The organism is Prochlorococcus sp. MIT 1327, assembly GCF_047304785.1.
In the GTDB taxonomy this organism is placed as follows: Bacteria; Cyanobacteriota; Cyanobacteriia; order PCC-6307; family Cyanobiaceae; genus Prochlorococcus; species Prochlorococcus marinus_D.
The window spans coordinates 113,334-137,834 of the sequence record NZ_CP138972.1 but is presented as its reverse complement, the minus strand read 5'-3'; the positions used below and the strand labels follow the sequence as shown (position 1 = coordinate 137,834).

General features: G+C 48.0%; 21 protein-coding genes and 1 tRNA gene. 11 read left to right on the top strand and 11 right to left on the bottom strand.

The window, feature by feature from the left end:
* Window positions 1-136 precede the first annotated feature (136 nt).
* From psbZ to SIB80_RS00635, 3 genes are all read left to right on the top strand, one after another.
* Window positions 137-337: a photosystem II reaction center protein PsbZ gene (psbZ, locus tag SIB80_RS00645; RefSeq protein WP_011129459.1), complete on the top strand. Its 201-nt coding sequence runs from the start codon at window positions 137-139 to the stop codon at window positions 335-337.
* Window positions 338-392: 55 nt separating this feature from the next.
* Window positions 393-887 (top strand): 6,7-dimethyl-8-ribityllumazine synthase, encoded by a 495-nt coding sequence (gene ribH, locus SIB80_RS00640; RefSeq protein WP_063419391.1) that lies wholly within the window; start codon window positions 393-395, stop codon window positions 885-887.
* A 78-nt stretch (window positions 888-965) separates the two neighbouring features.
* Window positions 966-1,037, top strand: a tRNA-Gly gene (locus SIB80_RS00635).
* A gap of 15 nt (window positions 1,038-1,052) precedes the next feature.
* Here SIB80_RS00635 and SIB80_RS00630 read toward each other — a convergent pair.
* Complete coding sequence (locus SIB80_RS00630) at window positions 1,053-1,517, bottom strand: GNAT family N-acetyltransferase (RefSeq protein ID WP_063419335.1); 465 nt, start codon at window positions 1,515-1,517, stop codon at window positions 1,053-1,055.
* A gap of 254 nt (window positions 1,518-1,771) precedes the next feature.
* Here SIB80_RS00630 and secA point away from each other — a divergent pair, with 254 nt between their 5' ends.
* Complete coding sequence (gene secA / locus SIB80_RS00625; RefSeq protein WP_063419336.1) at window positions 1,772-4,618, top strand: preprotein translocase subunit SecA; 2,847 nt, start codon at window positions 1,772-1,774, stop codon at window positions 4,616-4,618.
* Window positions 4,619-4,672: 54 nt separating this feature from the next.
* On the opposite strand, the gene SIB80_RS00620 is transcribed toward secA, so the two are convergent.
* A complete protein-coding gene (locus SIB80_RS00620) occupies window positions 4,673-5,140 on the bottom strand; it encodes a rhamnan synthesis F family protein (protein ID WP_169189879.1) in 468 nt (155 codons plus the stop codon).
* A gap of 666 nt (window positions 5,141-5,806) precedes the next feature.
* Here SIB80_RS00620 and rfbA point away from each other — a divergent pair.
* From rfbA to SIB80_RS00595, 5 genes are all read left to right on the top strand, one after another.
* Window positions 5,807-6,679, top strand: coding sequence for a glucose-1-phosphate thymidylyltransferase RfbA (gene rfbA / locus SIB80_RS00615; protein WP_063419392.1), 873 nt, complete (start codon window positions 5,807-5,809; stop codon window positions 6,677-6,679).
* Complete coding sequence (gene rfbC, locus SIB80_RS00610) at window positions 6,669-7,265, top strand: dTDP-4-dehydrorhamnose 3,5-epimerase (RefSeq protein WP_063419338.1); 597 nt, start codon at window positions 6,669-6,671, stop codon at window positions 7,263-7,265. Before rfbA ends, rfbC begins: the two co-directional genes overlap by 11 nt.
* Window positions 7,253-8,122 (top strand): dTDP-4-dehydrorhamnose reductase, encoded by an 870-nt coding sequence (rfbD, locus tag SIB80_RS00605; RefSeq protein ID WP_063419339.1) that lies wholly within the window; start codon window positions 7,253-7,255, stop codon window positions 8,120-8,122. Before rfbC ends, rfbD begins: the two co-directional genes overlap by 13 nt.
* Before the next feature lie 276 nt (window positions 8,123-8,398).
* A complete protein-coding gene (gene rfbB / locus SIB80_RS00600) occupies window positions 8,399-9,475 on the top strand; it encodes a dTDP-glucose 4,6-dehydratase (RefSeq protein WP_063419340.1) in 1,077 nt (358 codons plus the stop codon).
* On the top strand, window positions 9,472-10,425 hold the full coding sequence (locus tag SIB80_RS00595; RefSeq protein ID WP_063419341.1) for a GDP-mannose 4,6-dehydratase: 954 nt from the start codon (window positions 9,472-9,474) through the stop codon (window positions 10,423-10,425). The genes rfbB and SIB80_RS00595 overlap by 4 nt, the downstream gene beginning before the upstream one ends.
* Here SIB80_RS00595 and SIB80_RS00590 read toward each other — a convergent pair.
* Window positions 10,422-11,456, bottom strand: coding sequence for a glycosyltransferase (locus SIB80_RS00590; protein ID WP_063419342.1), 1,035 nt, complete (start codon window positions 11,454-11,456; stop codon window positions 10,422-10,424). The genes SIB80_RS00595 and SIB80_RS00590 overlap by 4 nt on opposite strands.
* Before the next feature lie 113 nt (window positions 11,457-11,569).
* Here SIB80_RS00590 and SIB80_RS00585 point away from each other — a divergent pair, with 113 nt between their 5' ends.
* A complete protein-coding gene (locus SIB80_RS00585) occupies window positions 11,570-12,406 on the top strand; it encodes a glycosyltransferase (RefSeq protein ID WP_063419343.1) in 837 nt (278 codons plus the stop codon).
* A 24-nt stretch (window positions 12,407-12,430) separates the two neighbouring features.
* Here SIB80_RS00585 and SIB80_RS00580 read toward each other — a convergent pair whose 3' ends face one another.
* From SIB80_RS00580 to gmd, 4 genes are read right to left on the bottom strand one after another with little or no spacing between them, the layout of a single operon-like run.
* Complete coding sequence (locus SIB80_RS00580; RefSeq protein WP_063419344.1) at window positions 12,431-13,618, bottom strand: glycosyltransferase; 1,188 nt, start codon at window positions 13,616-13,618, stop codon at window positions 12,431-12,433.
* The gene (locus tag SIB80_RS00575; RefSeq protein ID WP_063419345.1) at window positions 13,615-15,054 is read right to left on the bottom strand and encodes a hypothetical protein; all 1,440 of its coding nucleotides are present in this window, start codon (window positions 15,052-15,054) and stop codon (window positions 13,615-13,617) included. Before SIB80_RS00575 ends, SIB80_RS00580 begins: the two co-directional genes overlap by 4 nt.
* A complete protein-coding gene (locus SIB80_RS00570; RefSeq protein ID WP_063419346.1) occupies window positions 15,051-16,061 on the bottom strand; it encodes a GDP-L-fucose synthase family protein in 1,011 nt (336 codons plus the stop codon). The genes SIB80_RS00575 and SIB80_RS00570 overlap by 4 nt, the downstream gene beginning before the upstream one ends.
* Entirely contained in the window at window positions 16,058-17,197 is a 1,140-nt protein-coding gene (gmd, locus tag SIB80_RS00565; protein ID WP_205909585.1) for a GDP-mannose 4,6-dehydratase, read from the bottom strand. The genes SIB80_RS00570 and gmd overlap by 4 nt, the downstream gene beginning before the upstream one ends.
* 88 nt (window positions 17,198-17,285) lie before the next feature.
* Between gmd and SIB80_RS00560 the strand changes: the two genes are divergently transcribed.
* A complete protein-coding gene (locus tag SIB80_RS00560) occupies window positions 17,286-18,452 on the top strand; it encodes a glycosyltransferase family 4 protein (RefSeq protein ID WP_063419347.1) in 1,167 nt (388 codons plus the stop codon).
* On the opposite strand, the gene SIB80_RS00555 is transcribed toward SIB80_RS00560, so the two are convergent.
* The 4 genes from SIB80_RS00555 to SIB80_RS00540 all read right to left on the bottom strand — a co-directional run bounded on the left by SIB80_RS00555 (window position 18,407) and on the right by SIB80_RS00540 (window position 24,246).
* Window positions 18,407-19,285, bottom strand: coding sequence for a glycosyltransferase family 2 protein (locus SIB80_RS00555; RefSeq protein ID WP_063419348.1), 879 nt, complete (start codon window positions 19,283-19,285; stop codon window positions 18,407-18,409). The genes SIB80_RS00560 and SIB80_RS00555 overlap by 46 nt on opposite strands.
* Entirely contained in the window at window positions 19,282-20,037 is a 756-nt protein-coding gene (locus SIB80_RS00550; protein WP_063419349.1) for a glycosyltransferase family 4 protein, read from the bottom strand. The genes SIB80_RS00555 and SIB80_RS00550 overlap by 4 nt, the downstream gene beginning before the upstream one ends.
* Window positions 20,038-20,374: 337 nt before the next feature.
* Complete coding sequence (locus tag SIB80_RS00545) at window positions 20,375-21,376, bottom strand: glycosyltransferase (protein ID WP_063419350.1); 1,002 nt, start codon at window positions 21,374-21,376, stop codon at window positions 20,375-20,377.
* Window positions 21,373-24,246 (bottom strand): glycosyltransferase, encoded by a 2,874-nt coding sequence (locus tag SIB80_RS00540; protein ID WP_063419351.1) that lies wholly within the window; start codon window positions 24,244-24,246, stop codon window positions 21,373-21,375. The genes SIB80_RS00545 and SIB80_RS00540 overlap by 4 nt, the downstream gene beginning before the upstream one ends.
* Window positions 24,247-24,501 lie beyond the last annotated feature (255 nt).

Here is a 24,501-nt window from a genome sequence, read left to right as displayed (position 1 = left end):
GAGATGGCATCGTAAGTCTGGTTTGCTGGGCAGGATGTGAAGCCTCGCGACACCCATGGCGGCCTTTGCATGAGAAGCCTCGGCCTCGTGGGAGAATTTTCAAAGATCAGAGCATTGGCTCCGCCGCCTCAACTCCATGCAGATCATTTCCGACATCGCTGTGAACGCCCTGTTGTTCGCATCATTGCTTTTGGTTGTTGGGATTCCGGTGCTTTATGCAACCCAAAAAAATCCTGGCGATCGCCGCAACCCTGAAATCAAAAAGATCGAAATCATTGGCGGGGTTTGGTTCCATCTTGTTTTGCTCAACGGAGCAATCAGCTTTTTGGTGGTTTGAACCAATCACCCACTTGCTGTGATGAGAGCATGTGGGCAGTTTCTGCCACTGAATGATGGCCACATTTGAAGGGCGTTATACAGATGTACAAGCTCTGCGTATAGCTGTTGTAGTCGCCAGGTTTAACGACTTGGTGACAGGCAAGCTTTTGAGTGGCTGTCTTGATTGTTTGGCTCGCCATGGGGTTGATACCTCTGCAGGCAGTTCTCAACTTGATGTGGCCTGGGTTCCCGGTTCGTTTGAATTGCCTCTTGTGGCTCAGAATCTTGCGCGTAGTGGTCGCTATCAGGTGGTGATTACCCTTGGTGCTGTGATTCGAGGCGATACCCCCCATTTTGATGTGGTGGTTGCTGAGGCCAGTAAGGGCATTGCTTCAGTCTCAAGGGAGACAGGTGTGCCGGTGATTTTTGGTGTGCTCACCACAGACACCATGCAACAAGCTCTTGAGCGGGCTGGGATTAAGAGCAATTTGGGCTGGAGTTATGGGTTACAGGCTTTAGAAATGGGTTCGCTGATGGGAGTGCTCTGCTCAGCTACTTCTGCCAGCTGATTGATTGGAATTGACCAGTTCCCCTTTGGTGGTGCATGCTGTCTGTGTCCAAGGGGAGACATCCCCAAGGCACGTGTTGCGGATGTAGCTCAGTGGTAGAGCATCTCCTTGCCAAGGAGAGGGTCGAGAGTTCGAATCTCTTCATCCGCTTTTCAGTTTGAACAATTAGCTGTTTTTGAGATTCAACAACAACAGATGTTGATTGCTGTCCCTTTCGAAGCCCATTTGCTCGTAGAAGCCTCTGCTGTTTGTTGTCATCAAGTAGACACGCTCAACATTGCGGATGCCAGGAGCGACTAGCAGAGCTTCGATCACTTGTCTGCCTAAGCCATGACCTTGCAGATCGCCAGCTACGACAACGTCCCATAGGACGGCCCGGTAGATCCCGTCGCTGGTGGCACGTCCGAAGCCCACCAGGCGCTTGCCACGCCAAAGGCTAATGACCACGTTGCTGCCTGCCAGCATTTTTTTTAGTTCTGACGTGTCGCGTTGCTGGGCCCAGAAGGCGTGTTTGTGGAACAGACGGTGCAGCTTAAGAAGTCCGCGGCTTGGCTTGAGATCAGGTCCCATCCCGAACCAGCGCATGCCCGGAGCTCCGGCGGCGTGTTCAACAAGACGGATGCGGGTCATAACGGATCACTGACCTCTTTATCATCCGTCCCTGGCCAATGGAGATTGCTTTTAGCTAAGTGTGTGGCGCTTGGAACGTAGGCGCGTGAGAGATGTATCCACTTCTTTTTCAGAACGGTTTGCTTGCGATGTCTTCAATCTGTTTTCTCATAAGCAGTGGTTCATGTTGTGTTCTTTCGAGCCAGTACTTTTCTCCTTTCAGCATCCCTGCAAGGAGCACTCAGTAGGCTGCACGCAGAAATAACAGCTGTTTCATGCTCAAGCTCCTGCTGGGAGATCCCAATGCCCGCAAGCTGAAGCGCTACCAGCCGATCGTCACTGACATCAATATCCTCGAAGAGGACATTGCTCCGCTCGGCGACGAACAACTCCGCGCCAGAACGGCTGAGTTTCGTCAGCGGCTTGAGAATGCAGACAGCCTTGACAAGCAGTTACCTCTCTTGGATGAGCTGCTCCCCGAGGCTTTTGCCGTGGTGCGAGAGGCCAGTAAACGTGTTCTTGAGATGCGGCACTTCGATGTGCAGCTAATCGGCGGAATGGTGTTGCATGAGGGCCAGATTGGTGAGATGAAGACTGGCGAAGGTAAAACGCTTGTGGCGACTTTGCCTGCTTATCTCAATGCCTTAACAGGGCGAGGTGTACATGTCGTCACTGTGAATGACTATCTAGCAAGGCGAGATGCTGAATGGATGGGACAAGTTCATCGCTTTTTGGGGTTGTCGGTTGGTTTGATTCAGCAGGACATGAGTCCTGCTGAGCGCAGGAAAAACTATGCCTGCGATATCACCTATGCCACCAATTCAGAGTTGGGTTTTGACTACCTGCGCGACAACATGGCCACTGATCTGAGTGAGGTGGTTCAGCGGGAGTTTCAGTACTGCGTCATCGATGAGGTGGATTCGATTCTGATCGATGAGGCGCGTACTCCCTTGATCATTTCCGGACAGGTGGAGCGTCCCCAGGAGAAGTATCAGCAGGCTGCAGATGTGGCCGCTGCTCTTGAGCGGGCTGCCGAACAGGGTAAGGATGGCATTGACCCTGAGGGTGACTACGAGGTTGATGAGAAGCAACGCAGTTGCACACTCACGGATGAAGGCTTCGCCAAGGCTGAGCAGAACCTCAATGTGAGGGATCTGTTTGACCCCGCTGATCCCTGGGCCCATTACATCACCAATGCATTGAAGGCCAAGGAGTTGTTTGTCCGGGATGTGAATTACATCGTGCGCGATGGTGAAGCTGTGATTGTTGATGAGTTCACAGGCCGTGTGATGCCAGGCCGGCGCTGGAGCGACGGACAGCATCAGGCGATTGAGGCCAAGGAACAGCTAGCAATTCAGCCTGAAACTCAGACTCTGGCTTCGATTACTTATCAAAATTTCTTTCTGCTTTATCCCCGCTTGGCTGGCATGACCGGCACCGCTAAAACTGAAGAGGTGGAGTTTGAGAAGACCTACAAGCTTGAGACTTCAGTGATCCCTACTAACCAGCCTCGGGCTCGTGCGGATTGGGTGGATCAGGTTTATAAGACTGAATCAGCCAAGTGGCGCGCCGTGGCCAACGAGACGGCTGAAATTCATAAGCTGGGAAGGCCTGTTCTGGTTGGCACGACCAGTGTTGAGAAAAGCGAACTGTTGAGTTCCCTGCTCTCAGAACAAGAGATTCCCCACAATCTTTTGAATGCCAAGCCGGAGAATGTGGAACGTGAGGCGGAGATCGTGGCCCAGGCTGGCCGTGCAGGTGCTGTGACGATTGCCACAAACATGGCTGGCCGTGGGACAGACATCATCCTCGGCGGAAATAGCGATTACATGGCACGCCTCAAGTTGCGTGAGGTTTTGCTGCCAAGATTGGTGCGGCCTGAGGAGGGTCATCGTCCACCAGTGCCATTGCAGAGGGCTGCCGAGACAGGTGGTGGGTTCGCTGCCAAGGCCGCTGCTTCGAATGGATCTCACGGCCATGTCTTAAGCGAGGCCCGTGCAATCGGGAGTCTCTATCCTTGCTCGCTCACTGATGACACTGATCAGTTCCTTGCGGAGTTAGCTCGTGAGCTTGTGAAGGTTTGGGGAGATAGGGCACTGAGCGTGATCGAATTAGAGGATCGCATCTCCACTGCTGCTGAAAAAGCACCTACCGATGATGCGCAGATTGCTGCCTTAAGAGAGTCGATCGCAAGAGTAAAGACTGAATACGACGTGGTAGTGACCCAGGAGGAGGTTCGAGTGAGGGAAGCAGGTGGTCTTCATGTGATTGGTACAGAACGTCATGAATCTCGCAGGGTTGACAATCAACTTCGTGGTCGTGCCGGCCGCCAGGGGGATTTAGGTAGTACCCGTTTTTTCCTTTCTTTGGAAGACAACCTATTGCGCATCTTCGGAGGAGAACGGGTGGCTTCGTTGATGAATGCTTTCCGCGTGGAGGAGGACATGCCCATTGAGTCGGGCATGCTGACCCGTTCTTTAGAGGGGGCTCAGAAAAAGGTAGAAACCTATTACTACGACATTCGTAAGCAGGTTTTTGAGTACGACGAGGTAATGAACAATCAACGTCGTGCTGTTTATGCCGAACGTCGCCGTGTGCTTGAGGGTCGAGGGCTCAAGAAGCAGGTGATTGGTTATGGAGAGCGAACCATGGACGACATTGTTGAGGCTTATGTGAACCCTGACTTGCCCCCTGAAGAATGGGATTTAGGCCAACTGGTTAGCAAGGTTCAGCAATTTGTCTACCTGCTTGAGGATCTAAAGCCTGAGCAGTTGCAGGGGTTAAGTATGGAGGAGCTTAAGTCTTTTCTTCAGGAGCAACTGCGCAATGCTTATGACATTAAGGAAGGTCAGATTGAGCAGCAGCGACCAGGGTTGATGCGGGAGGCAGAACGTTTCTTTATCCTTCAGCAGATCGATACACTTTGGCGGGAACATCTGCAGGCGATGGATGCTCTGCGTGAATCTGTAGGTTTGCGAGGGTATGGGCAAAAAGATCCACTGATTGAATACAAGAATGAGGGCTACGATATGTTCCTCGAGATGATGGCAAATATGCGTCGTAATGTGATTTATTCGATGTTTATGTTCCAGCCGGCCGCATCAGGGCAACAGGATGCATGATGATTACTGCGATTTACTCAACCAGCGCAGGGGGCGCATAAGTTTCCAACTCATTTAACGTTTGATTGTATGCAGCTCAGCAGAGAGCTCTTGCAGTTGCCCATCGGCTTGTTGAAGTTGCTCGTTGGAGCCTTTTATTAATGCTTTGAGTTGCTGATCGCAATTGATCAGGTTTGTTTCTGCACATTCCTTGCGCTCCATCTCTTGAAGAAGCTTGACTGCCAAGGCTGCTAATCCATCCTGCAGGACTTGAGGTTGTGGCTCCCAAACACTGATATTGCGCTCCAGATCGCCGTGGTTTGCAGGCTTATCTTTGTGGATCAGTTTCCAGGTGTGTCCGGCTTGTTCAAAGCTGTGAGATACGAGCCGCTCCAAAGCATGCAAATTGCTGCCGTCAATCGCCAGGGGCTCTGGTGGTATTTCGGGAATGTTTGCCATTGCATTGGCAAGAGGCATCAATGTTGAGGGTTTGGTCCAAAACATCATCCCTGCAGGGAAGCTCAATAGGACATCGCGTCGCAAGGGGCGATGCGGCGCGAACAATTGACTGAATTAACTCGCTAATTCAAAGTTTGCCCCACAGTTCAAGTAGGGCCGAATCAGATCGGCAGGTGCAGGTATTACCAGTCACAATCTGGGATGGTTGCTTAATGTTTGACGTAAATGCAGCACGCTGCAGAGATCTTGCAGCAATGTGCTGAGAAGTTCTTCTAGCCTGGGTTGGCCAAGATCGCTCTCTAAAGAACGTTTCCCGTGGAGATATAGAAGTAAGTCGTAGGTCTGCAGGTCTGACTACAGATCAATTAATAATGGTGCCAAGTTGTGGTCTCGATTGCCGCAGATTCGGATATTGAGATGCTTGAGCGTTGCCTGATTCAGGCTTGAATGAATCCGCTTTTTGATCACTTCAGCCTTGGCGGTGCTGATCCATAGATCAAAGCGTCCTAAGCCGTCTGAATCCTTCTTGAAAGCCGCAAGCAGGCAGTCGATGGTTTCCGTGTAGTGAACTATGAATATGAACGATCAGCCTCATTGGAGGGTCTTTGCTGTTTTCTGATTGCCACTCCGGTAAGCGGCTACGTCGTCCAATTAATCTTCCATGCTTTTCAAGATCTGCTCAATGGTTTTTTGCATTTCACATCAGCCATGGGTGTGCATGCCAACATCAATTGAGAGTTGACGCAGCGATTGGCTCAGGCACGCAAGGGGATCATCCTCGCCGGAGGAAGTGGCACAAGGCTGCATCCAATTACGCAGGCGGTAAGCAAGCAGTTGCTGCCGGTTTATGACAAGCCGATGGTCTATTACCCGTTGAGCACATTGATGCTTGCAGGTATTCGTGAGGTATTGATCATCACTACACCGCAGGATCAAGGGTGTTTTCAATCCCTACTTGGTGATGGTCAGGCCTGGGGCATAGAGATTCGCTATGCCGTTCAGCCAAGCCCGGATGGACTGGCTCAGGCTTTTTTGATTGGTGCGGATTTTCTTGCTGGTAGTTCTGCGGCTCTGGTGCTTGGTGACAACCTTTTTCACGGTCAGAATTTGGTTCTTGAGAACTTCCCTAAAATTGGGGCCACGGTTTTTGCCTATCCGGTGCGCGATCCAGAGCGATACGGGGTTGTTGACTTTTCTCCTGATGGACGGGTGCTCAGCATTGAAGAGAAGCCCGATCAACCGAAATCCAGATATGCCGTTACGGGATTGTATTTTTATGATGAAACTGTGGTTGACCGTGCTCGTAAGGTTGTTCCTTCTGCACGTGGGGAGCTGGAGATTACTGATCTCAATCTTCAGTATCTCCAGGAAGGCCACCTGCATGTGCAGTTGATGGGGCGCGGTATGGCCTGGCTTGATACGGGTACCTGTGACTCTCTGCATGAGGCCTCGAGCTACATCCGCACGCTTGAGCATCGTCAAACTCTCAAGGTCGGCTGCCCTGAGGAAGTTGCTTGGCGGATGGGTTGGATCACGGATGACCAGCTTTCGACTTTGGCGGCTCCGTTGCGTAAGAGTGGTTATGGCATTTACCTGATGCAGCTTCTTGAGGATGCAGGCTGAATCACTCCAGAGTCACGCTGGACATGTGTTGTCCGGCCCTTTGTTGATCCAACCACGGGTGTTCTGTGATGAGAGGGGTTTTTTTTTCGAAAGTTGGAATCAGCTTGCTTTTCAGGAAGTTCTTGAGAACTCAGGTCAACCCACGCCATTGTTCGTACAGGACAATCATTCGCATTCCTCAATAGGTGTTCTGCGGGGATTGCACTATCAGTTGGCGCCTCATCCTCAGGGCAAGCTTGTGCGTTGTGTGGTGGGTGAGATTTTTGATGTGGCTGTCGATATTCAACGCGATTCGCCCACTTTTGGGCAGTGGGTCTCGGCCAGGTTGAGTGCAGAGAATCATTGCCAGCTTTGGGTTCCGCCAGGGTTCGCTCATGGATTTCTCACACTTAGCGACCGTGCCGACGTTCTCTACAAAACCACCGATTTCTGGAGCCGTGAGTGTGAGCAGTCCATTCGCTGGGACGATCCTGACCTTGCGATTGCTTGGCCGGTGACGACGCCTGAGGGGACACAGTTATCACCTCTGTTGTCCGATAAGGATGCCAAGGCACCATTGCTTGATGATCAATCATGCGTGTTTTGATCACGGGTGGTTCTGGTCAGTTGGGCCAGGCTTTACAAAAGCTGTCTCCTCCTTCGGTGGAATTGATCACGCTGGATCGGTATGCGCTTGATCTTTCGGATCCGAGGGCTTGTGAGGTGGCTGTAGATGAACTGACGCCAGCCTGGGTGATTAATGCTGGTGCTTATACGGCTGTCGATCGCGCCGAAGTCGAATCGGAGCTGGTTTATATAGTCAATGCAAAAGCTCCAGAAGCATTAGCAAGGGCGCTACAGCGCACGGGTGGGAGTTTGTTGCAGCTCAGCACTGATTTTGTTTTTGACGGGGCGCAGGGATCTCCTTATCAGCCTCATCAACCTCTCATGCCTCTGGGGGTCTATGGAGCCTCTAAAGCCGCTGGTGAAGTGCAGGCGGCTTCAGCTTTGGATCCAGACAGGCTATGCATTCTTCGCACTAGCTGGCTTTATGGACCCGTTGGGCGCAACTTCCTGCTCACGATGCTTCGCCTTCATCAAGAGCGTGAAACTTTGGCAGTTGTGGCGGATCAGGTGGGCTGCCCGACATCGACCCATGGTCTGGCTCAGGCCTGCTGGTCTGTTCTTGAGCAATCACTAGTGGGTCGCCATCACTGGAGTGATGCTGGGGTGGCCAGTTGGTACGACTTCGCAGTGGCTATAGGCGAATTGGCGATGCACTGTGAGTTGTTGCAAACCCCAGCGCTCGTGAGGCCTTTGACCACCGCTGAGTATCCAACTCCTGCTAGGAGACCAAGTTATTCCTTGCTGGATTGCACTGCCACTCGTTCAGCCCTTGGTTTGTCTGGGGTCCATTGGCGGCAGGCTTTATATGGGGTTTTGGAGCAATTGCGGCAGATTTAAGGTCTGCTCCTTTTGATTTGACTTTGTGTCTCGGCGCGACTCCCAATGTGCTCACTGTTCACCTCTGCGCTCTTCATGCCAGCAGCATTTAGGAGTCCGGTCTGAAGAAATTTTCTTTTGGCCACTCCTAACTGAAGCATTTCAAGAACTGGATTGACCTGATCATCCTTTTGAGCACCATCAAGACTGTGCTCAAGCCTGGAGGATCTTATGATTTCGCCTACTAGATGTGTTGGAGTTTTTGGAGTTTAAGGTCTTCCCAGGCAAGGACATGTGATGACCTCTTGGGTGGCTGCCGATGCGCGGGTTCTTGTTACCGGCGGCGCTGGTTTTATTGGCGGGTGTGTGGTTCGCAGGCTCCTGAGTGAGTTTGGTGCTCGAGTGTTCAATCTTGACAAACTCAACTATGCCAGCGATCTCAGCAGCATCGGTGAGCATGCCAATCACCATGTTCTAAGGGTCGATCTCGCTGATGCCGAGGCAACCCATGCTGCTGTCAAGCAGGCTGACCCTGATCTGGTGATGCACTTGGCTGCAGAAAGCCATGTTGATCGCTCGATAGATGGCCCTGAGGTTTTTTTGGCAAGCAACGTTTGTGGCACCTTTCATCTGCTGCAGGCGGTACGTGCTCATTGGCAGGAATTGCCAGAAGCGCGCAGGGATCGTTTTCGCTTTCACCACATCAGCACCGATGAGGTTTTCGGCTCACTTGGGTCTGAAGGATATTTTTCGGAAACCACTCCCTATGACCCACGAAGTCCCTATTCCGCCAGCAAGGCGGCTAGTGATCATTTGGTGAGCGCCTGGCATCACACCTATGGACTGCCGGTAATAATGACAAACTGCAGCAATAATTATGGTCCGTGGCAATATCCTGAAAAACTCATCCCGGTTGTTATTCTTAAGGCATTATCAGGTGAGCAGATTCCTTTATACGGAGATGGACAAAATGTTAGGGATTGGCTTTACGTTGAAGACCATGTAGATGCATTGATATTGGCTGCTCTGCACGCTGAGCCAGGATCAAATTATTGCATTGGTGGCAACAATGAGTTGACCAATAAGCAGGTTGTAGAGGCTATCTGTAACTTGCTTGATCAACGGCTACCTCAACATACTTCACACGCATGCATGATTACTAAAGTTGAAGATCGTATGGGACATGACCGGAGATATGCGATTGATGCCACATTAATTCGCAATGAATTGGGTTGGGCTCCTCGTCATACTTTTGAGCATGGGCTGGCCAAAACGGTTGATTGGTATATCAACAACTTGGATTGGTGTAAAAGGGTAGCGGCATTAAGTGGGTTTCAGGGACAACGTTTGGGCTTGGGACCAGACAAACGATGAAAGCATTGGTTTTTGGATGTACTGGGCAGGACGGTTCCTTGTTGTCCTCTTCACTATTGGCACAGGGCTATGAGGTTTTGGGAGTATCACGCTCGAGCAATCCCAACCTTGAGGTTCATCGCAGGATTTCGATTTTGGGAAAAATGGAGATCAGAACTGCTGATCTATGCGACTTTCGTGAAATACTTGAACTAATCACGGGGTTTGAACCGGATGAAATTTATAATTTGGCGGCTCAGTCTTCTGTAGGGCTTTCCTTTGTTCAACCATTAGATACATTTAATAGCATCATTAATGGAACAATTAATTTATTGGAGGTAGCACGCTTTGCTTCATATTCTGGGAGCATTTATTTTGCTGGTAGTAGTGAGATTTTTGGCAATACAAATGCTCCAGCTGAGGCAACATCACCTCGTAATCCACGCAGTCCTTATGCCATTGCCAAGGATGCAAGCTACAATGCTGTACAACTTTATCGCCAGGCCTATGGCTTGCGCTGTGTAACGGGGATTCTCTTTAACCACGAGTCTCCTTACCGCTCACCCAACTTTGTAACGCGCAAGATTATTGATGGAGCTGTACGTTGTAGCCGGGAAAAAGATTATAGATTACAGCTTGGTAATTTGACAGTGGCTCGCGATTGGGGATGGGCCGAAGAATATATTGAAGCAATGCAGTTAATTGTCAGAGCTCCAAATTTGGTTGACCAAGTAATTTGTACAGGCAGGATGGAAACCCTTGAATATTTTGTATTTCGCGTGTTTCAACAGCTAGATCTTAATTGGCATGAACATGTTCAGCTGAGTGATGATTTGCATCGACCATCAGATATTCAAAAGAGCGTGGGTAATCCTAAGCCAATGCAACAGGCTCATGGTTGGCAAGCCAAGCATGATGTGGATGGCGTGATCGATCGTCTTATTGAGGCGACAAAATCAGGCAACAATTAGGAAGCCAAGCAGTTGAGATAGGCATGTTCATGATCCTTGATAAAGCGCTCACTTCCGTAAAATTTGCATAGATTCTCATATTGTGCTTGGCCTAGTCTTTGGCTGGGCTGCTTTGCTTTCTTGTTCCAAGCAGCTGTTAAAAATTCCGCCCAGACATTTGCATTAAGCGGCGATAAAAGTTCCACATAGCCCGCGCCTACTTCTCTATGTATTTCCAAATCAGAAACGCCTAGAGGTGCGTTGCAACTCAGCGCTTCGATTAATGGCAATGAAAAACCTTCTGCTAGTGAAGGTACAAGTACAGCACTACAATGTCTATAAAGCCATGCTAGTTGTGCATCATTTGGATAGATCTTGAGCACATGTTGTTCCAAATCATTTTGATAGATTAGGGTTTTTTCATCACGAGACCATGCTTTTCCACCAACAAAAATCATCAGCATTTCGTCGATAACGTTTGATTTTTTCAGAGTAGATAGGGCTTTAAGTAAGATCTTGCCATTTTTATAATCATGGCTTTTGCCCACAAAAATCCAGAAGCTTGTATTTTCCAGATTGGCTATTGGTTGGGTGACTTGTGAGCCGATTCTTGTGGCTAAAGGAATTACCTTTAAAGTTGTTTTGATATTCGGCCAGAAAAAGGAGAGATCATCTGCACTGGATTCACTGTTGCTAATGATCAGATCAGATGCATCTAGCCAGCCTTTCTTGTTGGCATGGGCAGATCGCCATTTACCGAGGATGAATTGCTCTGGATATCTTTCTGGAGTCATATCGTGCAAGGTGCTAACAAGCCGTTGATCTGATCTCAGCCGATAAGGCTTTTTGTTGTAAAAGGTGGCATGAATGATGTCGGCTTCTGAACGGCATCGCAATCGGCTACTTGCCAGTGATTGCTTTGCTATGACTGGCAAGATTTTGCTTGTTGAGCTGGCGGAAAAGCCTATGGATAACTCATTAAAATATCTACAGATGCCTCCCTGTGCTCTAAGTCGATAGATTTGATCATCAAAACCAATTTTCAACATCATGAACAATCATGATTGCTTATGCTCAGGGGCATCATTCGCACAATGTAATCTGAGTATTCGCTTTGATGTTGGTTGTCATCTGTGATGCTACTTCAATTTGACTAGATTCTGGCATGTTTTCTCCTTCGTCTCCAGCTCTCAAGGGGCAGCCACCCTGCTTGCTCAGTGTAATAACCCCATGCTTGAACGCAGATAAAACAATTAGTCATACACTCGATAGCGTACAAAGTGTAGCTCTAGAGCTTTCCCGCAATGGTTGGCAATTACAGCATCTTCTAGTTGATGGTGGCTCTTCCGACAATAGTCTTGAGAAATGGCATGAGTATGAGAAAAAGCAAGTTAATTGCAAGCTGCTAATAGATGTTGATGGTGGGCCTTATCAAGCTATGCAGGCTGGATTAGTACAAGCTCATGGAATCTACACTCATATTCTCAACGCCGATGATTACATCGTAAAGCCTCGCCTTTATGTTGAAAGCTTGCTTAAGGCCACCTCGTTATCAAGCGCGGTCATTATGAGTTCGATTTCTTATTTCAAGCAGTTTTCAGGTCAAACAACTCGTCTTTGGACTGTACCGGAACTCCCTACTAGCTTTTCGGATTGGCAAATACAACTTACCCATGGCTTGCACTATCCACATCCAGGATTTATTGCTTGCACTAAAACATATCGCGCCATAGGATTTGACACAGCTTATCGATTATCTTCTGACTACAAAACGATGCATTTGATATTAAAAGGCTTGGATAATCTTGATCAAGTTTTAGTCGTCCGAGAACCTTTGGTCGCTATGGCTGAAGGGGGCTTAACAGCTGGCTTGAGATCAATTCTTCTTGGCCGTGACGAAATACGACGTATTAATAGAGAATTAGGAATCAAGCATTCTTCTTACAGGCGTTATTTACCAAAGCTTTTTCAAATCTTTTTTAAGCAGCTCAACAGATTTTGATCAGCTTTAGGAAAAGCTATGTGATTATGCTATTAGTCCATCGAGTGATAGGCATGGCGAGAGATAGCTATCGCTAGGGACAGAGACTTGTTGAGATAATTGCGCTATCATTGTTAACAGCTTAGAGCCTGCAGAAGTGCAGAAAGCCTGCTTGAGTGATTGAACAGTTTTTAGAGATACTTTTGGCCTTGCATGCATCATTTTAACAATAGCATTAAGCGCCTCTGCGGGATTGTATCCACTAATTATCTTAAACTCGCCTGGACTGGCATGTTTAGTTATTTCAGGAATCGATGTAGAGCCTGTTGTAATTACTGGGCACTGGGCTGCTAGTGCTTCTACAATTGGGTAGCCAAAGCCCTCAAGAGTAGATGGATAGAATAATAGCTCTGCTCCGCTAAGGAGAGGCCTCATATCTTCATGATCTAGATGGAATCGCCTAATGCCAAATGTAAAATGTGTGTCGTAAAGTTGGCAATCATAATCGCTGAGCTCTTCTCCTGAGGTTACAATTACACCAAGGCAGAGTTTGGCTGTTTCTGGACCTTTCTCAATGAGAGCATGATTTAACAGCTGTACATTTTTGTACCCACCACGGTGCCCAGGTATGACAAGATAAGGATACTTTAAATTAAGTTTTTTGCGTAGAATTCTTTGATCTTGCTGTGTTGCTGCTCCAAATTCTTCTTTTACCATTGGTGGGTAAATGATTGTTTCTGAACGCTTACAAATATTTGGATAGAAAATACTTGCATCTCGACTTGTAGATTCTGAAATGGTGAAGCATTCATTGATTGATGACATATATAGCTCTTTTAATTTCCATCCAATACTATTCATTGCCCCCAGGTGTTCTGGGATGAAATCGTACGCAAAGCCAATATTTTTTACGCCATAGGCTAGAGTATAGTAGCTACTTATAAAGCAAGTTGCATCTAGTTTCTTGCAAAGTTCTCCAGTCTCAGCATAATCTGAGAGGGCAGCTATTGGCTCAAAAAATTGATAGGGTATGATTTTTATATTTTTAAAGTCTTGATTGCGGAGCCAGTCAGAATCACCTCTTGCTAGAACATAAATAATTGGTTTCTGAGTATCTAATAAAGTAGTTAAATGTTCATCTAATTGCTGAAGAAGTATTTTCCAGTATTTAGCAATGCCAGACCATTGATTGATCTGGAAAAACACACCATCTATCACAATGGTCTGGCTCATGAGTTCATGGCCGCCGCTGCTGCATAGATTTGCAGGTGCTCTGGATCTATTCTGTGAAAAAACTTTTCTGCAAACTCAGGACTAACCTCTTTGATCATTTGTTCACAAAGAAGCTCATAGTGATTGATTGTACTTCGTTGATGCTCCTGCAATCCGATCGTCTGAGGCCGAGTGGATAAACCATTGGGGTTGTTGTAGTAAAAGCTCAATGGAATAGATATCACGCCAAAGGCATTCTTATTCTCTCGACTGACGCGGTACCAAAAATCTGCATCACCAGCTGAGGTGTAGCTGGAATCAAACATTTGACATGATGCTTCTCCATGTAGCGAATAACGCCACATAGGGCTGCTATGCGGGAAGTTTCTATCCACGAGTGTTCTCTTGTTGACTACAGGAATGTTGGTGCGGTATTGATGACTATGGCTCACTATTTTCTCTAATGATTGGTTTGGATTTGAGAAATAGAGGTAATCAGTGATTGCAACCTGCTTGTCGCTAAATGTTTCTAAATAGCTGGATTGGACCTCTATGCATAGTGGATGACGACGATCATCAACATTGAAATTTGTGAGGAAATCAACCCTATTTGATAGGGCTTCAATGCCTAGATTCCAGGCCTCGTAAATTTTGCAGCCAGGCTTATCGATAAATATTGAATCAGCAAATCCTGCATTTTTAGTTTCAGCGGTGATCAAGTTGCGACATTCGCGACTCATGCCTGCATTAATGAAGACTGGTATAACACGCTCACGGATAGAAATTTGCTGTATGTTTTCTAGGAAACCTTGAATATAGGGCTCTGGGTTGAAGCAAGAGATTAGGATCCCTATCTTTCTATTTGAGCTTTGCTTTGGCTGCCAATCTCTTGCTGCCGACTGCATGTCTATATCTTTAAGTAACTTGAGATATCGTGAGGCCTGTCTTGATAAGTCGGAATAATAATTGCTGTCTACCTTCTCTGATTTCGACAAGACATTTAAATACCTATAACTTAGCCCGTGGAAAAGGCCTGCATCTGAAAGGATGTTAGCTTGTGTAGCTTTATTCTCTTTTGTTGGGTTTAAATAGAGATGGCTAACCTTTTTTTTAGTTTTTTCAATCAATAGAAGGGCCGGTTCAATGGTCTTTTTAATTTTGAACCATTTTTGATAGGCCAACAAACGAGCGATCGGCATCGTGATTCCTCCCCACGCTTGGCTAGGTCTTCCTTGTTCGCTTAATCCACGCATGCACTGCCCTTCGTTGATCATGCAAATCTTGAAGGCTTGTGCTCGGTAGCCTTGGCTGGTAAGCACGTCTTGGCATACATTTGCTATGCGCTGATCTTTCTGTTCGGCCTTTGAAATGAGTTGCTTAGCAAGCCAAATATTCGCTTTTTGCCCAATTTTTAGCTTTGCTATTTTTAGTAGTCTTTTGATCCATCCCTTTGTCATTGCAACTCTCCCATGCGAACTTTCTTATTGCTCAAATTACTCTGAAAGTCTTCAACCGTTGCATTGATACCATCGCCAAGCTTGATGCCAGGCTTCCACCCCAGCGCTTGTATTCGGCTTACATCTAGTAGTTTTCTTGGGGTACCATCAGGCTTGCTTGTGTCCCATTCGATAGTTCCTTTAAAGCCCACCGATGATGAGATAAGTCTCGCCAACTCTTTAATTTCAATATCTATGCCAGTCCCTACATTCAAGTGGTTTGGTGTTTCATTCGTTGGCTTCCATTCTTCTAATGCCATGACACATGCTTTTGCCAGGTCGTTGACGTGAAGGAACTCGCGACGTGGTCTTCCAGACCCCCAGCATGTAACTAGCTGCTCATTTTGTTGCTTGGCATCTGAAAACCGCTTGATCATTGCGGGTAAGACATGGCTGTTTTGAGGGTGATAATTATCACCTGGCCCATAAAGATTAGTTGGCATAAGTGAAAGTGCATCAAAGTCATGCTGAGTCTTAAGTGCTCTACATAATTGGATGCCAGCAATCTTGGCAATCGCATACCATTCATTCGTCGGCTCAAGGCTGCCCGTCAGTAGTGCTTCTTCTTGAATGGGTTGTTCAGCAAACTTTGGATAGATGCAGCTACTTCCTAAAAAAAGCAAGCGCTTACAGCCTTTTTGGAAGGCTTGCTCAATCACATTATTCTGAATTTTAATGTTGTCTAGAAGAAAATCAGCTGGATAATTCTTGTTCGCGAAAATTCCGCCAACTTTGGCCGCTGCAAGAACCACAACATCAGGGCAATGCTGTTCGAACCAATATGACACTGCCTGTGCATCTCTAAGGTCTAGATCTTTTCTGCTGACTGTAATAAGATTTTGATAACCACTTTTAATCAGCGCTCTGCATATAGCACTACCGGCCATGCCACGATGACCTGCGACAAAAATTTTGTCTTCGCTTGCGATTAGCTTGTTGCTTGCTTGATTGTCTGGATTAGTGATCATTGATCTTTTGGCTTAAGTGTCTTAATTGCTTCGGGATTGGTAGGTGGATTCTCCATTGAACCAACAACATTAAATCCCTCTCTGCGTAAGGTTGCTTCTTTTGCTGCCTCTTGTTTGTCTGCTGTAACCATTTCTGCAACTAGTTGTTCAAGAGTTGTTGTTGGAACCCAGCCAAGTCTGTTTTTCGCATTGCTTGGATCTCCGAGCAGTGTTTCTACTTCAGTCGGCCTGAAATAACGAGGATCAATTTGAACAACTACAGCCCCTGTATCGGATCTGCGGCCGATCTCATTCACGCCTTTACCTTCCCAGGTCAATCCTTCCCAGCCAAGCTCTGATGCAGTGAGTTCTAGAAATCGTCGAACACTTTCTTGTCGACCTGTTGCAATGACAAAGTCTTCTGGAGCTTGTTGTTGAAGCATCAGCCATTGCATTTCAACGTAATCACGAGCGTGGCCCCAATCACGTAGCGAGTCAAGATTACCCATAAACAAGCATTCATCGAGGCCGGCGTTGATGCGTGCTAAGCCTCGAGTGATCTTGCGGGTTACGAATGTCTCACCACGACGTGGACTTTCATGGTTGAAAAGAATGCCATTACAGGCATACATTCCATAAGCTTCCCGATAGTTGACTGTAATCCAGTAGGCATAGAGCTTGGCAACTCCATAGGGGGAGCGAGGGTAAAAAGGTGTCGTTTCTTTTTGGGGTGTTTCTTGTACAAGTCCATATAACTCGCTGGTGCTGGCTTGATAGATGCGAGTAGAGTTGGTTAGCCCCAAAATCCTTACTGCTTCGAGTATTCTCAGGGTTCCAAGAGCATCGCTATTGGCTGTATACTCAGGAGCTTCAAAGCTCACGGCTACATGGCTTTGTGCGCCTAAATTATAGATCTCATCGGGCTTGACTTGTTGAATAATCCTGATGATATTGGTGCTATCAGTGAGATCTCCATAATGTAAAATAAGCCTTGGATCTATTTCGTGAGGGTCCTGGTAAAGATGATCAATTCTGTCGGTATTGAAACTGCTTGAGCGCCTTTTGATGCCGTGAACGCAATATCCTTTATCGAGCAAAAGCTCCGCTAGGTATGACCCGTCTTGGCCAGTGATTCCTGTGATCAAAGCTTGCTTCAACTTTCTCTCTATCCGATTTGCAGACTTTACCGTCCCATCAGCCAAGCTCCACAATGCTTTCAGGCAAGGATTTGAGGGCTAAAGGCTGATGAAAGTTGGGTTTGATGTCAGCCAGCTAGGTCCCCGTAAAGCAGGTTGCGGCTTCTATGCCCAGGCCTTGATTGAGCAGTTACTGCAAAGGGATTCAAGCCACAGCTACCGGCTGCTGACGAGTTTTGGTGATTTCTACCATAATCCTCTGATGTCATTGGCTAGGCCCCAGTGGTGGCATTGGCCAGACTATGGCCCACGCTTTTTGCGTTTGCGCTCTGCATCTCAGTTCTGGAATGCCAAGCAACTAGTTTCGGCGGCACTGGCCGATTGTGATCTTATTCATGCCAATAACTTCTGGTGCCCTCCTTGGTCTTTGCAGCAACCTCTGATTTATACCTTGTATGACCTCAGCTTCGCTGAGCATCCGGAGTGGCATCATGAGCGCAATCGAGTTGGCTGTTTTACAGGTGTTTTACGAGCAAGTCTCTACGCCACTAAAATTGCGGCGATTTCCCGTTCTTCTCGCCTCGCGTTCCTCAGGCATTTCCCCCATGTAGAGCCAGATCGCATCAGAGTTATTCACCCTGCCTCGCGCTTCAGTGCTAGCAGTCGTGCTTGTTCAAAACGTCGACCTCGTCACCCTTTCTTTCTTACAGGCCGACCTTTCTTGCTCTGTACAGGCACGATTGAACCCCGAAAAAATCAGTTATTCTTGTTGAGGATTTATTCGCTGCTGCGCGCTCGTGGGCAGGTGCAGTTGCCTTTGGTGTTTGCGGGAGGAAAGGGTTGGCTGATGGCAGATTTTGAACAGTCGATTCGTGAATCAAATTGGGCAGATGATGTTATCAACCTGGGCTATGTGCATGATTCTGAGTTGGCTTGGTTGTATAGCCATTGCAGCATCAATCTTTACCCGAGCCTTTACGAGGGCTTTGGTTTGCCTGTATTGGAGGGCATGGGATTTGGAGCACCCGTCGTTTGCTCGAACACCACGTCTATGCCCGAAATTGTTGCTGATGCAGGCGTGGTCCTGAATCCAACTGATCAGAAGGCATGGGTTGATACTCTTGAGGGATTGTTGGGTCAACCAAATCAGCTTCAAACTTTGCATCGTCGAGGATTAGAACGGGCTCATGAATTCAGTTGGCAGAGAAGTACAGATCAGCTCCTTGATCTTTATCTTGAGGCTTGTGAAGCCAAAAGTCGCTTCATTCGGAAGTAATCAATCACCCCCGGCCTATGATTCCAGGTCAACTGTTGCCTTAAAGCCTTGAGAAGACGATGTAGTGCAAAATGGCCAGGACTGAGCTCACGATTGTGATTCTGTTCGACATAGTGTGTCGCATAAGCCATTACCCAGCGAATGGGGACATTGCCATCTAATTGAATAAACATTTCCGCAATTTCTTTATGTACAGCAACGCGATTGCCAAGTGTTTTATTCTCTGGATATAGTCTAGATCCAGCCAATTTTTCCTTGATGTGGTGGAAATGGTATCCAGCATCACTCAGCCTCAGCCAGTAGTTGTAATCCATGCAATAACGAAGGCTCGGATCTAGTAGCCCGATTTGATCGACGACACGCTTCCTGAAGAACACTGCAGGCTGACAAAGAAAACAGATTTGTCTCAGGCATTCTGGATTCCAATCCTGTGTTGGATAGGCCTCAAAAGCTTGGTCGTTGATGTTGATGTGATCGGCTTGGCCATAAATCACATCAACATGAGGATGAGATTGGAAGAACCTAGAGACTATTTCGAGAGTTGTTGGATAGTAGAGGTCGTCGGAATTCAGCCAACCGATGATTTCTCCTCGTGCCTTGTGTAGGCCTTTGTTCACCGCATCGCCTTGGCCGTCATCCGATTGCGATACCCACTGGACAGTTTCTCCGCATGACTGAAGGATGCTCACACTGTCGTCTTGACTGCCTCCGTCAAACACGATGTGCTCGAGTGCCGCTACGGATTGAGTGCGAACACTTGCCAGGGTGCGACCAAGGAATTGCCCTTGATTGAATGATGGTGTGATCACTGAAATCGTCGGCAATTCGTTCATCGAAGTGCCTCTTGAAATAGTTTCCAGTAGTCGTTGACCATGATGTCTAGGTCTTGGTAGCGCTCACTCCTTTTCAGGCCGAGTTGCCGTTGATTCTCGCGCAGTTGTTTGTTGCTACTTAGTTTGATCAGTGCTTCTGCCAGTTGCTGTGGGCAGCGAGGGTCGAAGAGGAATGAGGCGCCTCCACTAATTTCTTGGCAAGCTGTGTTGTTAGAGCAAGCAAGGGGTATGCCCCGTTGCATGGCTTCAACGATTGGCATGCCAAATCCTTCATATAAAGAAGGAAAGATCACTCCTATGGTTTGCATGTAAAATTCATTTATTTCTTGTTCGCTAACGAAGCCTGTGAAGCTTACGCAGTCTTCAAGTTGGAGCTCTCTGGTTAGTTCCTCTAGCCATTTACGACGTCCTCCTCCTTCTCCAGTGCAGATCAGATTTAGTCTTTTAGACAGGCCTTGTTGGCGAGCCATTGCCCATGCAGTTAGCAGTAGTTCGTGGTTCTTATGTGGCCAAAGATTAGCGGGATAAAGTAAAAAAGGATTGCGACCTTCTTGCTCTATTGTTTTCTCAAGCTGAAATTGCTTGATTTTAGCTAGACGAATAGGAATGGCTATTATTTGCTCTGGTTTCATGCCATTTTTAATGGCTTCCTGCTTGGCATATTCTGAGATAGCAGCGACATGGTTGTTTTCAAGACGCTGTTGATGGAAATTATGAAGCCGTTGCTTACGATCTATTGGCTGGAAGAACATCGGGTATTTTAGACATTGCAGGTCATAGAATATTGAGACGATTGGAAGGCTCCCTTGCTTGAAAGTAGTAGCCCCAAAAGGGCAGAAGAGAAGTTGAGCATGACGGGGCCGGTTGGTGGACCATCGCTTCCTGGTAATGACCCGTAGGTTATTTGATATTAAAGGCTGCAATTCTGTCAGGCTATTTGGGCTGCAGGTCGCGATGAATTCAGTATGCGGTTGTTGATTTGCTAAGCCCTTTAGTAGTTTCAATACAAACGGCTTCGCCCCACCGTTACTCCCTCCTGGTCGTAACGGCAGTAGGTCGACCCACACTGTATGTAGGTGACTCATGAGCTTAGTGCTCACCTCTAAGAAGACGAATTAGTCTACGTAGAGGTCTTGTTAGCCGCCATGAATTGCTGCTGCAAATCATTTTTAGCTGAAGTTCCAGATTCTGATTAATGGCTATCAGTTCATCGCATTTTTCTTTATGCATTGACTTGAGTTGCTTTATGTCGATGTGCAGTTGGTTGAGCTCATTTAGCTGTTGCATGGCGATTCTTGAGAGGGCAGCTGATTCGCGATTGCACCATTGCCCTAGTTCAATTTGTAGTATTGAATCAGCTTTGATTTTGCTGGCGGCTAATTTAGTCACAGCTTCTAAGTCTGGACTATCGAAGGTCTCCCCACGGGTTGATTTTTCGTCGTGAATGCCGGTGACATCGCTAGCTAAGTAGACTGCTTTACCTAGCCGTTCTCGTATGTCTAGGCAAAGTGCAACGTCTTCTCCGCATGCACGGAAGGATTCGCGCATGCCAACGGCTAGGAAGTCGGCCTTGCGCATCAGCATCAAGGCTCCCGTTACAGCAGGGATACGTCCTGATGCTTGCAGCTCTGGTTCCTGGAGGTTTATCTGCTTGCCGAGCTCGGGATGGAGACGGTTGTAGGGATAGCCGCGGTGATCGAAGAGGATCCCGGCATGGCAGAGTTGGTTGGCAGAAGTGCGTAGCACTCCTCCAACCAGGCCGACGTCTTGATTGTGTTCCAGGCACTGTTGGGCTCTATCAAGAGATCCTGGGTCGAGGATTAAATCGTCATTGATGAGAAGTAGAAGTTCCCCTGTAGCTTTTTGGGCTAGTTGATTGATGTTGCTGGCAAAATGATAGGCGCAACGTTGTGATATTTGGAAGTTAATTCCCTTTGGAATTTCAATACTTTTCTCCGCCTCGCTGCTTCCATTCCACGAGCAGAGAATTTCGTCACCAGCTTCCCAGAATTGCCTTGCAGCTTGAAGATTGAGCAACATCTTGCTCATAAAACTGGGGGTTTTGGAGATTACTAAGCAGGAGATGTTCATGGCCTATGATCCGTTGCTTCATTCAATCCACGCGCCAGGGCTAATTGAAGCCATGGGTGACGTTCTTGTAGTTGTCGGCTGATAGCTCTTAGCTGCTGATGGGTGTGTTTCGACAGCATTGAATTGGAATGGCTGTAGTAGACCGCTAATTGTTGGGGGCAGATCACACCTCCATAGCCTGCTTCGATCAGCTTGCACCAGAAGTCGTAATCCTCCCATCCTCCTGGGATGTGGGTGTAGCCGCCGACCTTGTTCCAGGCGACTCTTCGCACCAGCGCCATGGCATCCACGATGTTGCGCTCAAGGAACATTGACTTTTGCCAGCTGAGACCTCCAGCTAATAATTCTGTGTGTGTTGTCCCATCATCATTGTTTTCGCGCCGCATCACAAGCGGATGAACGACGGCAATCTCAGCGCTAGCGGCTGTTGCCACATTGAGGCAGGCTTCCACGGCACTGGCTTGTAGTGAATTATCTGCATCAAGGACAAAGCACCAATTTGCTCGAGCCAGATTAAAAGCGGTGTTGCGTGCGGCGGCGAGGCCAGCATTTTGATGGTGACGAACAAGTTGCGTTCGTACGAATCGATTAGCGTGCTGTTCTAGCCATTGTTTAACTTTGTTTGGACCTTGGTCAGATGAGTGGTCGTCTACGACAATTAGCTCAATCTCCTTGAGGCTTTGTTGAAGCACACTTTCGAGCGCTCGGATAATAGTTTTTTCATAGTTGTAAAGACTCACGCATACGGCTGCTTTTGCTTCGCAAGTGCTTTCTTGACCATATAGAGAGCTAAAAGATGGTGCGTAGGTTGTCAGTTGGCAGGGCTTTGGTGCACCTTGTTTACGCCATGTAAGTTCCTCTAAGAGTTCGCCAGGAGAGAGAGGCGATTGGAAGAGTTGTGTGTTGCCGATTGCTCGCCAACCTTCGACAACACGTTCCTTAGGGCTGGGATCAATCCTTACAAGTTGCAGGCCTTGTTGTTGGCAATCGTTGAGCCAGGCCGCGAGTATGCGTGCCTGTTCTTCACTTTCTATCGTTAACTGATCAAAGCCTGGTAGCCACCAGATCAATGGATTTGGCGCTTGCTGCCAAGCAGCACCGCCGTTACCTAGGCAGAGAATAGCTCCAGGTTTAGCTAGGCTTTTTGGTGACGGTAGACCAAGTTGCAGGTTGACTTGGCGAGCATCATCGTCTTGTTGCAGCCAATGTTGACCTGATTTTTCTGTGTTGATCAGTTTGCTGTTGACGCCGAGGCGCCAGAGCAGATCTTCGTTCGTCGGCAGATTGTTCCAAACGCAGCTCAGCTGAGCCAATGCTTGCAGATTGATGCTCATGCTGCCGGTTGGCATGGACCCGAGGACCAGGCCAAGCGGTGGTGCGGCCAGATGGTTATGCAGATTATTGGCGAGCTTGAAGGGGGTTGGGAGAGGCAAATGTGCCAGCCAAGCATGGGTTTGCCAACTGTTGGGATTGCAACCAATCACATGCAATTCAGCAAGGCTTTGTATTGCTGTTGTTGGTGTGAGCAGGGCTTTTGCTGTACTAAGCAGGCTTGCTGGCATGGTCCAGATCCGCGTGAGTTCGCCACTGGTTAAGCCATGCTTTTGCCAGTGCCGCAGTTGAGGCATGGCACCAGAGAGCTTGTATTCGTGCAATGCCAGGGCAGCGCAACCCCATGGGTGTAAGCCTTCGAGTCGTGCTGCTTGTAAAAGTTGGCGGCGATGTGGATGGCTCAGATTCCATTTGCTATCAGCCAAAGATGAGGGCGGGAGCCCTTGTTCAAGACCCACTTTTAAGAAGTGGATAAGCGGTGCTCCTTTGACTGCAATGCCTTGCTGATGGCAGGTATGCCGGTAATGGTTGGCTTCAAACAGAGGGTGTGGTGAGCGCTGACGTCGCCAGCCGATCAGGCAATAGTGATGAAAGGGGTTGATCCATTGCGGCAGCCCTGGCACTTGTTTGCGGTAGTGGTCAACATCGAACCAGGCACCTGGTTGTTGTTGCTGAGGCAGGCTCTTCCCAGGCTTCGTTAGCCAGCTCAGGAGTTTTTGATGTTTTGAGGGTTGTTTTGGGCTTAGCCGGGTGAGACGCCGATAAAAGCTGGCCACGTCAGGGTGGATGGCCATGGGTAGATGTCGTCGATGGCGGCGGCTGCGGCGGTGCTCAGTCTTGATGCAAGCTGCGGCCAAGCTGACAGCTTGGGCTGAGGGATGTTCCTCTGCACAGAATCTAGTTAAGGTCTCTAGTTGACGATGTGCCTTGTGGGCTACAAACCAATCGCTGTAATTGATCGTTAGTACTGGTAGGTCTGCTTTAGCAGCGTCAATAAGAAGCTGACGGTTGTGATGCCACCAAAGTTGCTGCGATCGCCAGGCTGTCATTCCTGCAGTGGTGCTGTCCCGTTGCAGAAGAGACACCATCACCTCCGCGGGGTCGCGCACACTCAGTACGATCCTGAGGGGAATATTTAAGTCTGCGGCGACCTGTTGCCATAGGGGTAAAAGCAGAGATGTTCGTGGGTCTTTGATTGCCCAGGCATGATTTTGGTGATTGAGATCCTTCTTCAACCATTGGTGCAATTGCCGACTTGCTTTTTGGCTGACGGGAAGATCAAGCCAATCGCTAGGTAGTGCAAAGACTCCTGATGCTGATGGCCACCAATGGCCTAAGGCGATCAGCAGTTCTTCTTGGAGTGCGGTGATATCTGAACGCTCGTAATAACCCGTGGGATTGTGCTGATCGCCGCTGATCAGTTCACCAGGCATCGCAATCCCTAATCTTTGCAGGATGGAACCGAGCAACGATGTGCCGCTACGGTGCATGCCCACCACAAGGATTAGCGGGGTGGTTTGATGGCTATTGGCACTCATTGACTGATGCTCTGATAGATATTTCGCTCGTAGGAGCTCCAGCGAGGGCTAACTGCATGAAGCTGTATGAGATCGGAATATTCAAATAGGTGTATCTTTTCGGGGGCACTCCCATTATCAACATATTACCTGCTTGCAAGGAATCCAAACGAATCATGCTTGATGCTCCCATTATCAGAATTGGTGAAAACTTTAGTTAGTGCATGTTTTTGAATGTTTGCTTTAATAGATGTACCGTTATTGTTGTGCAGTTGC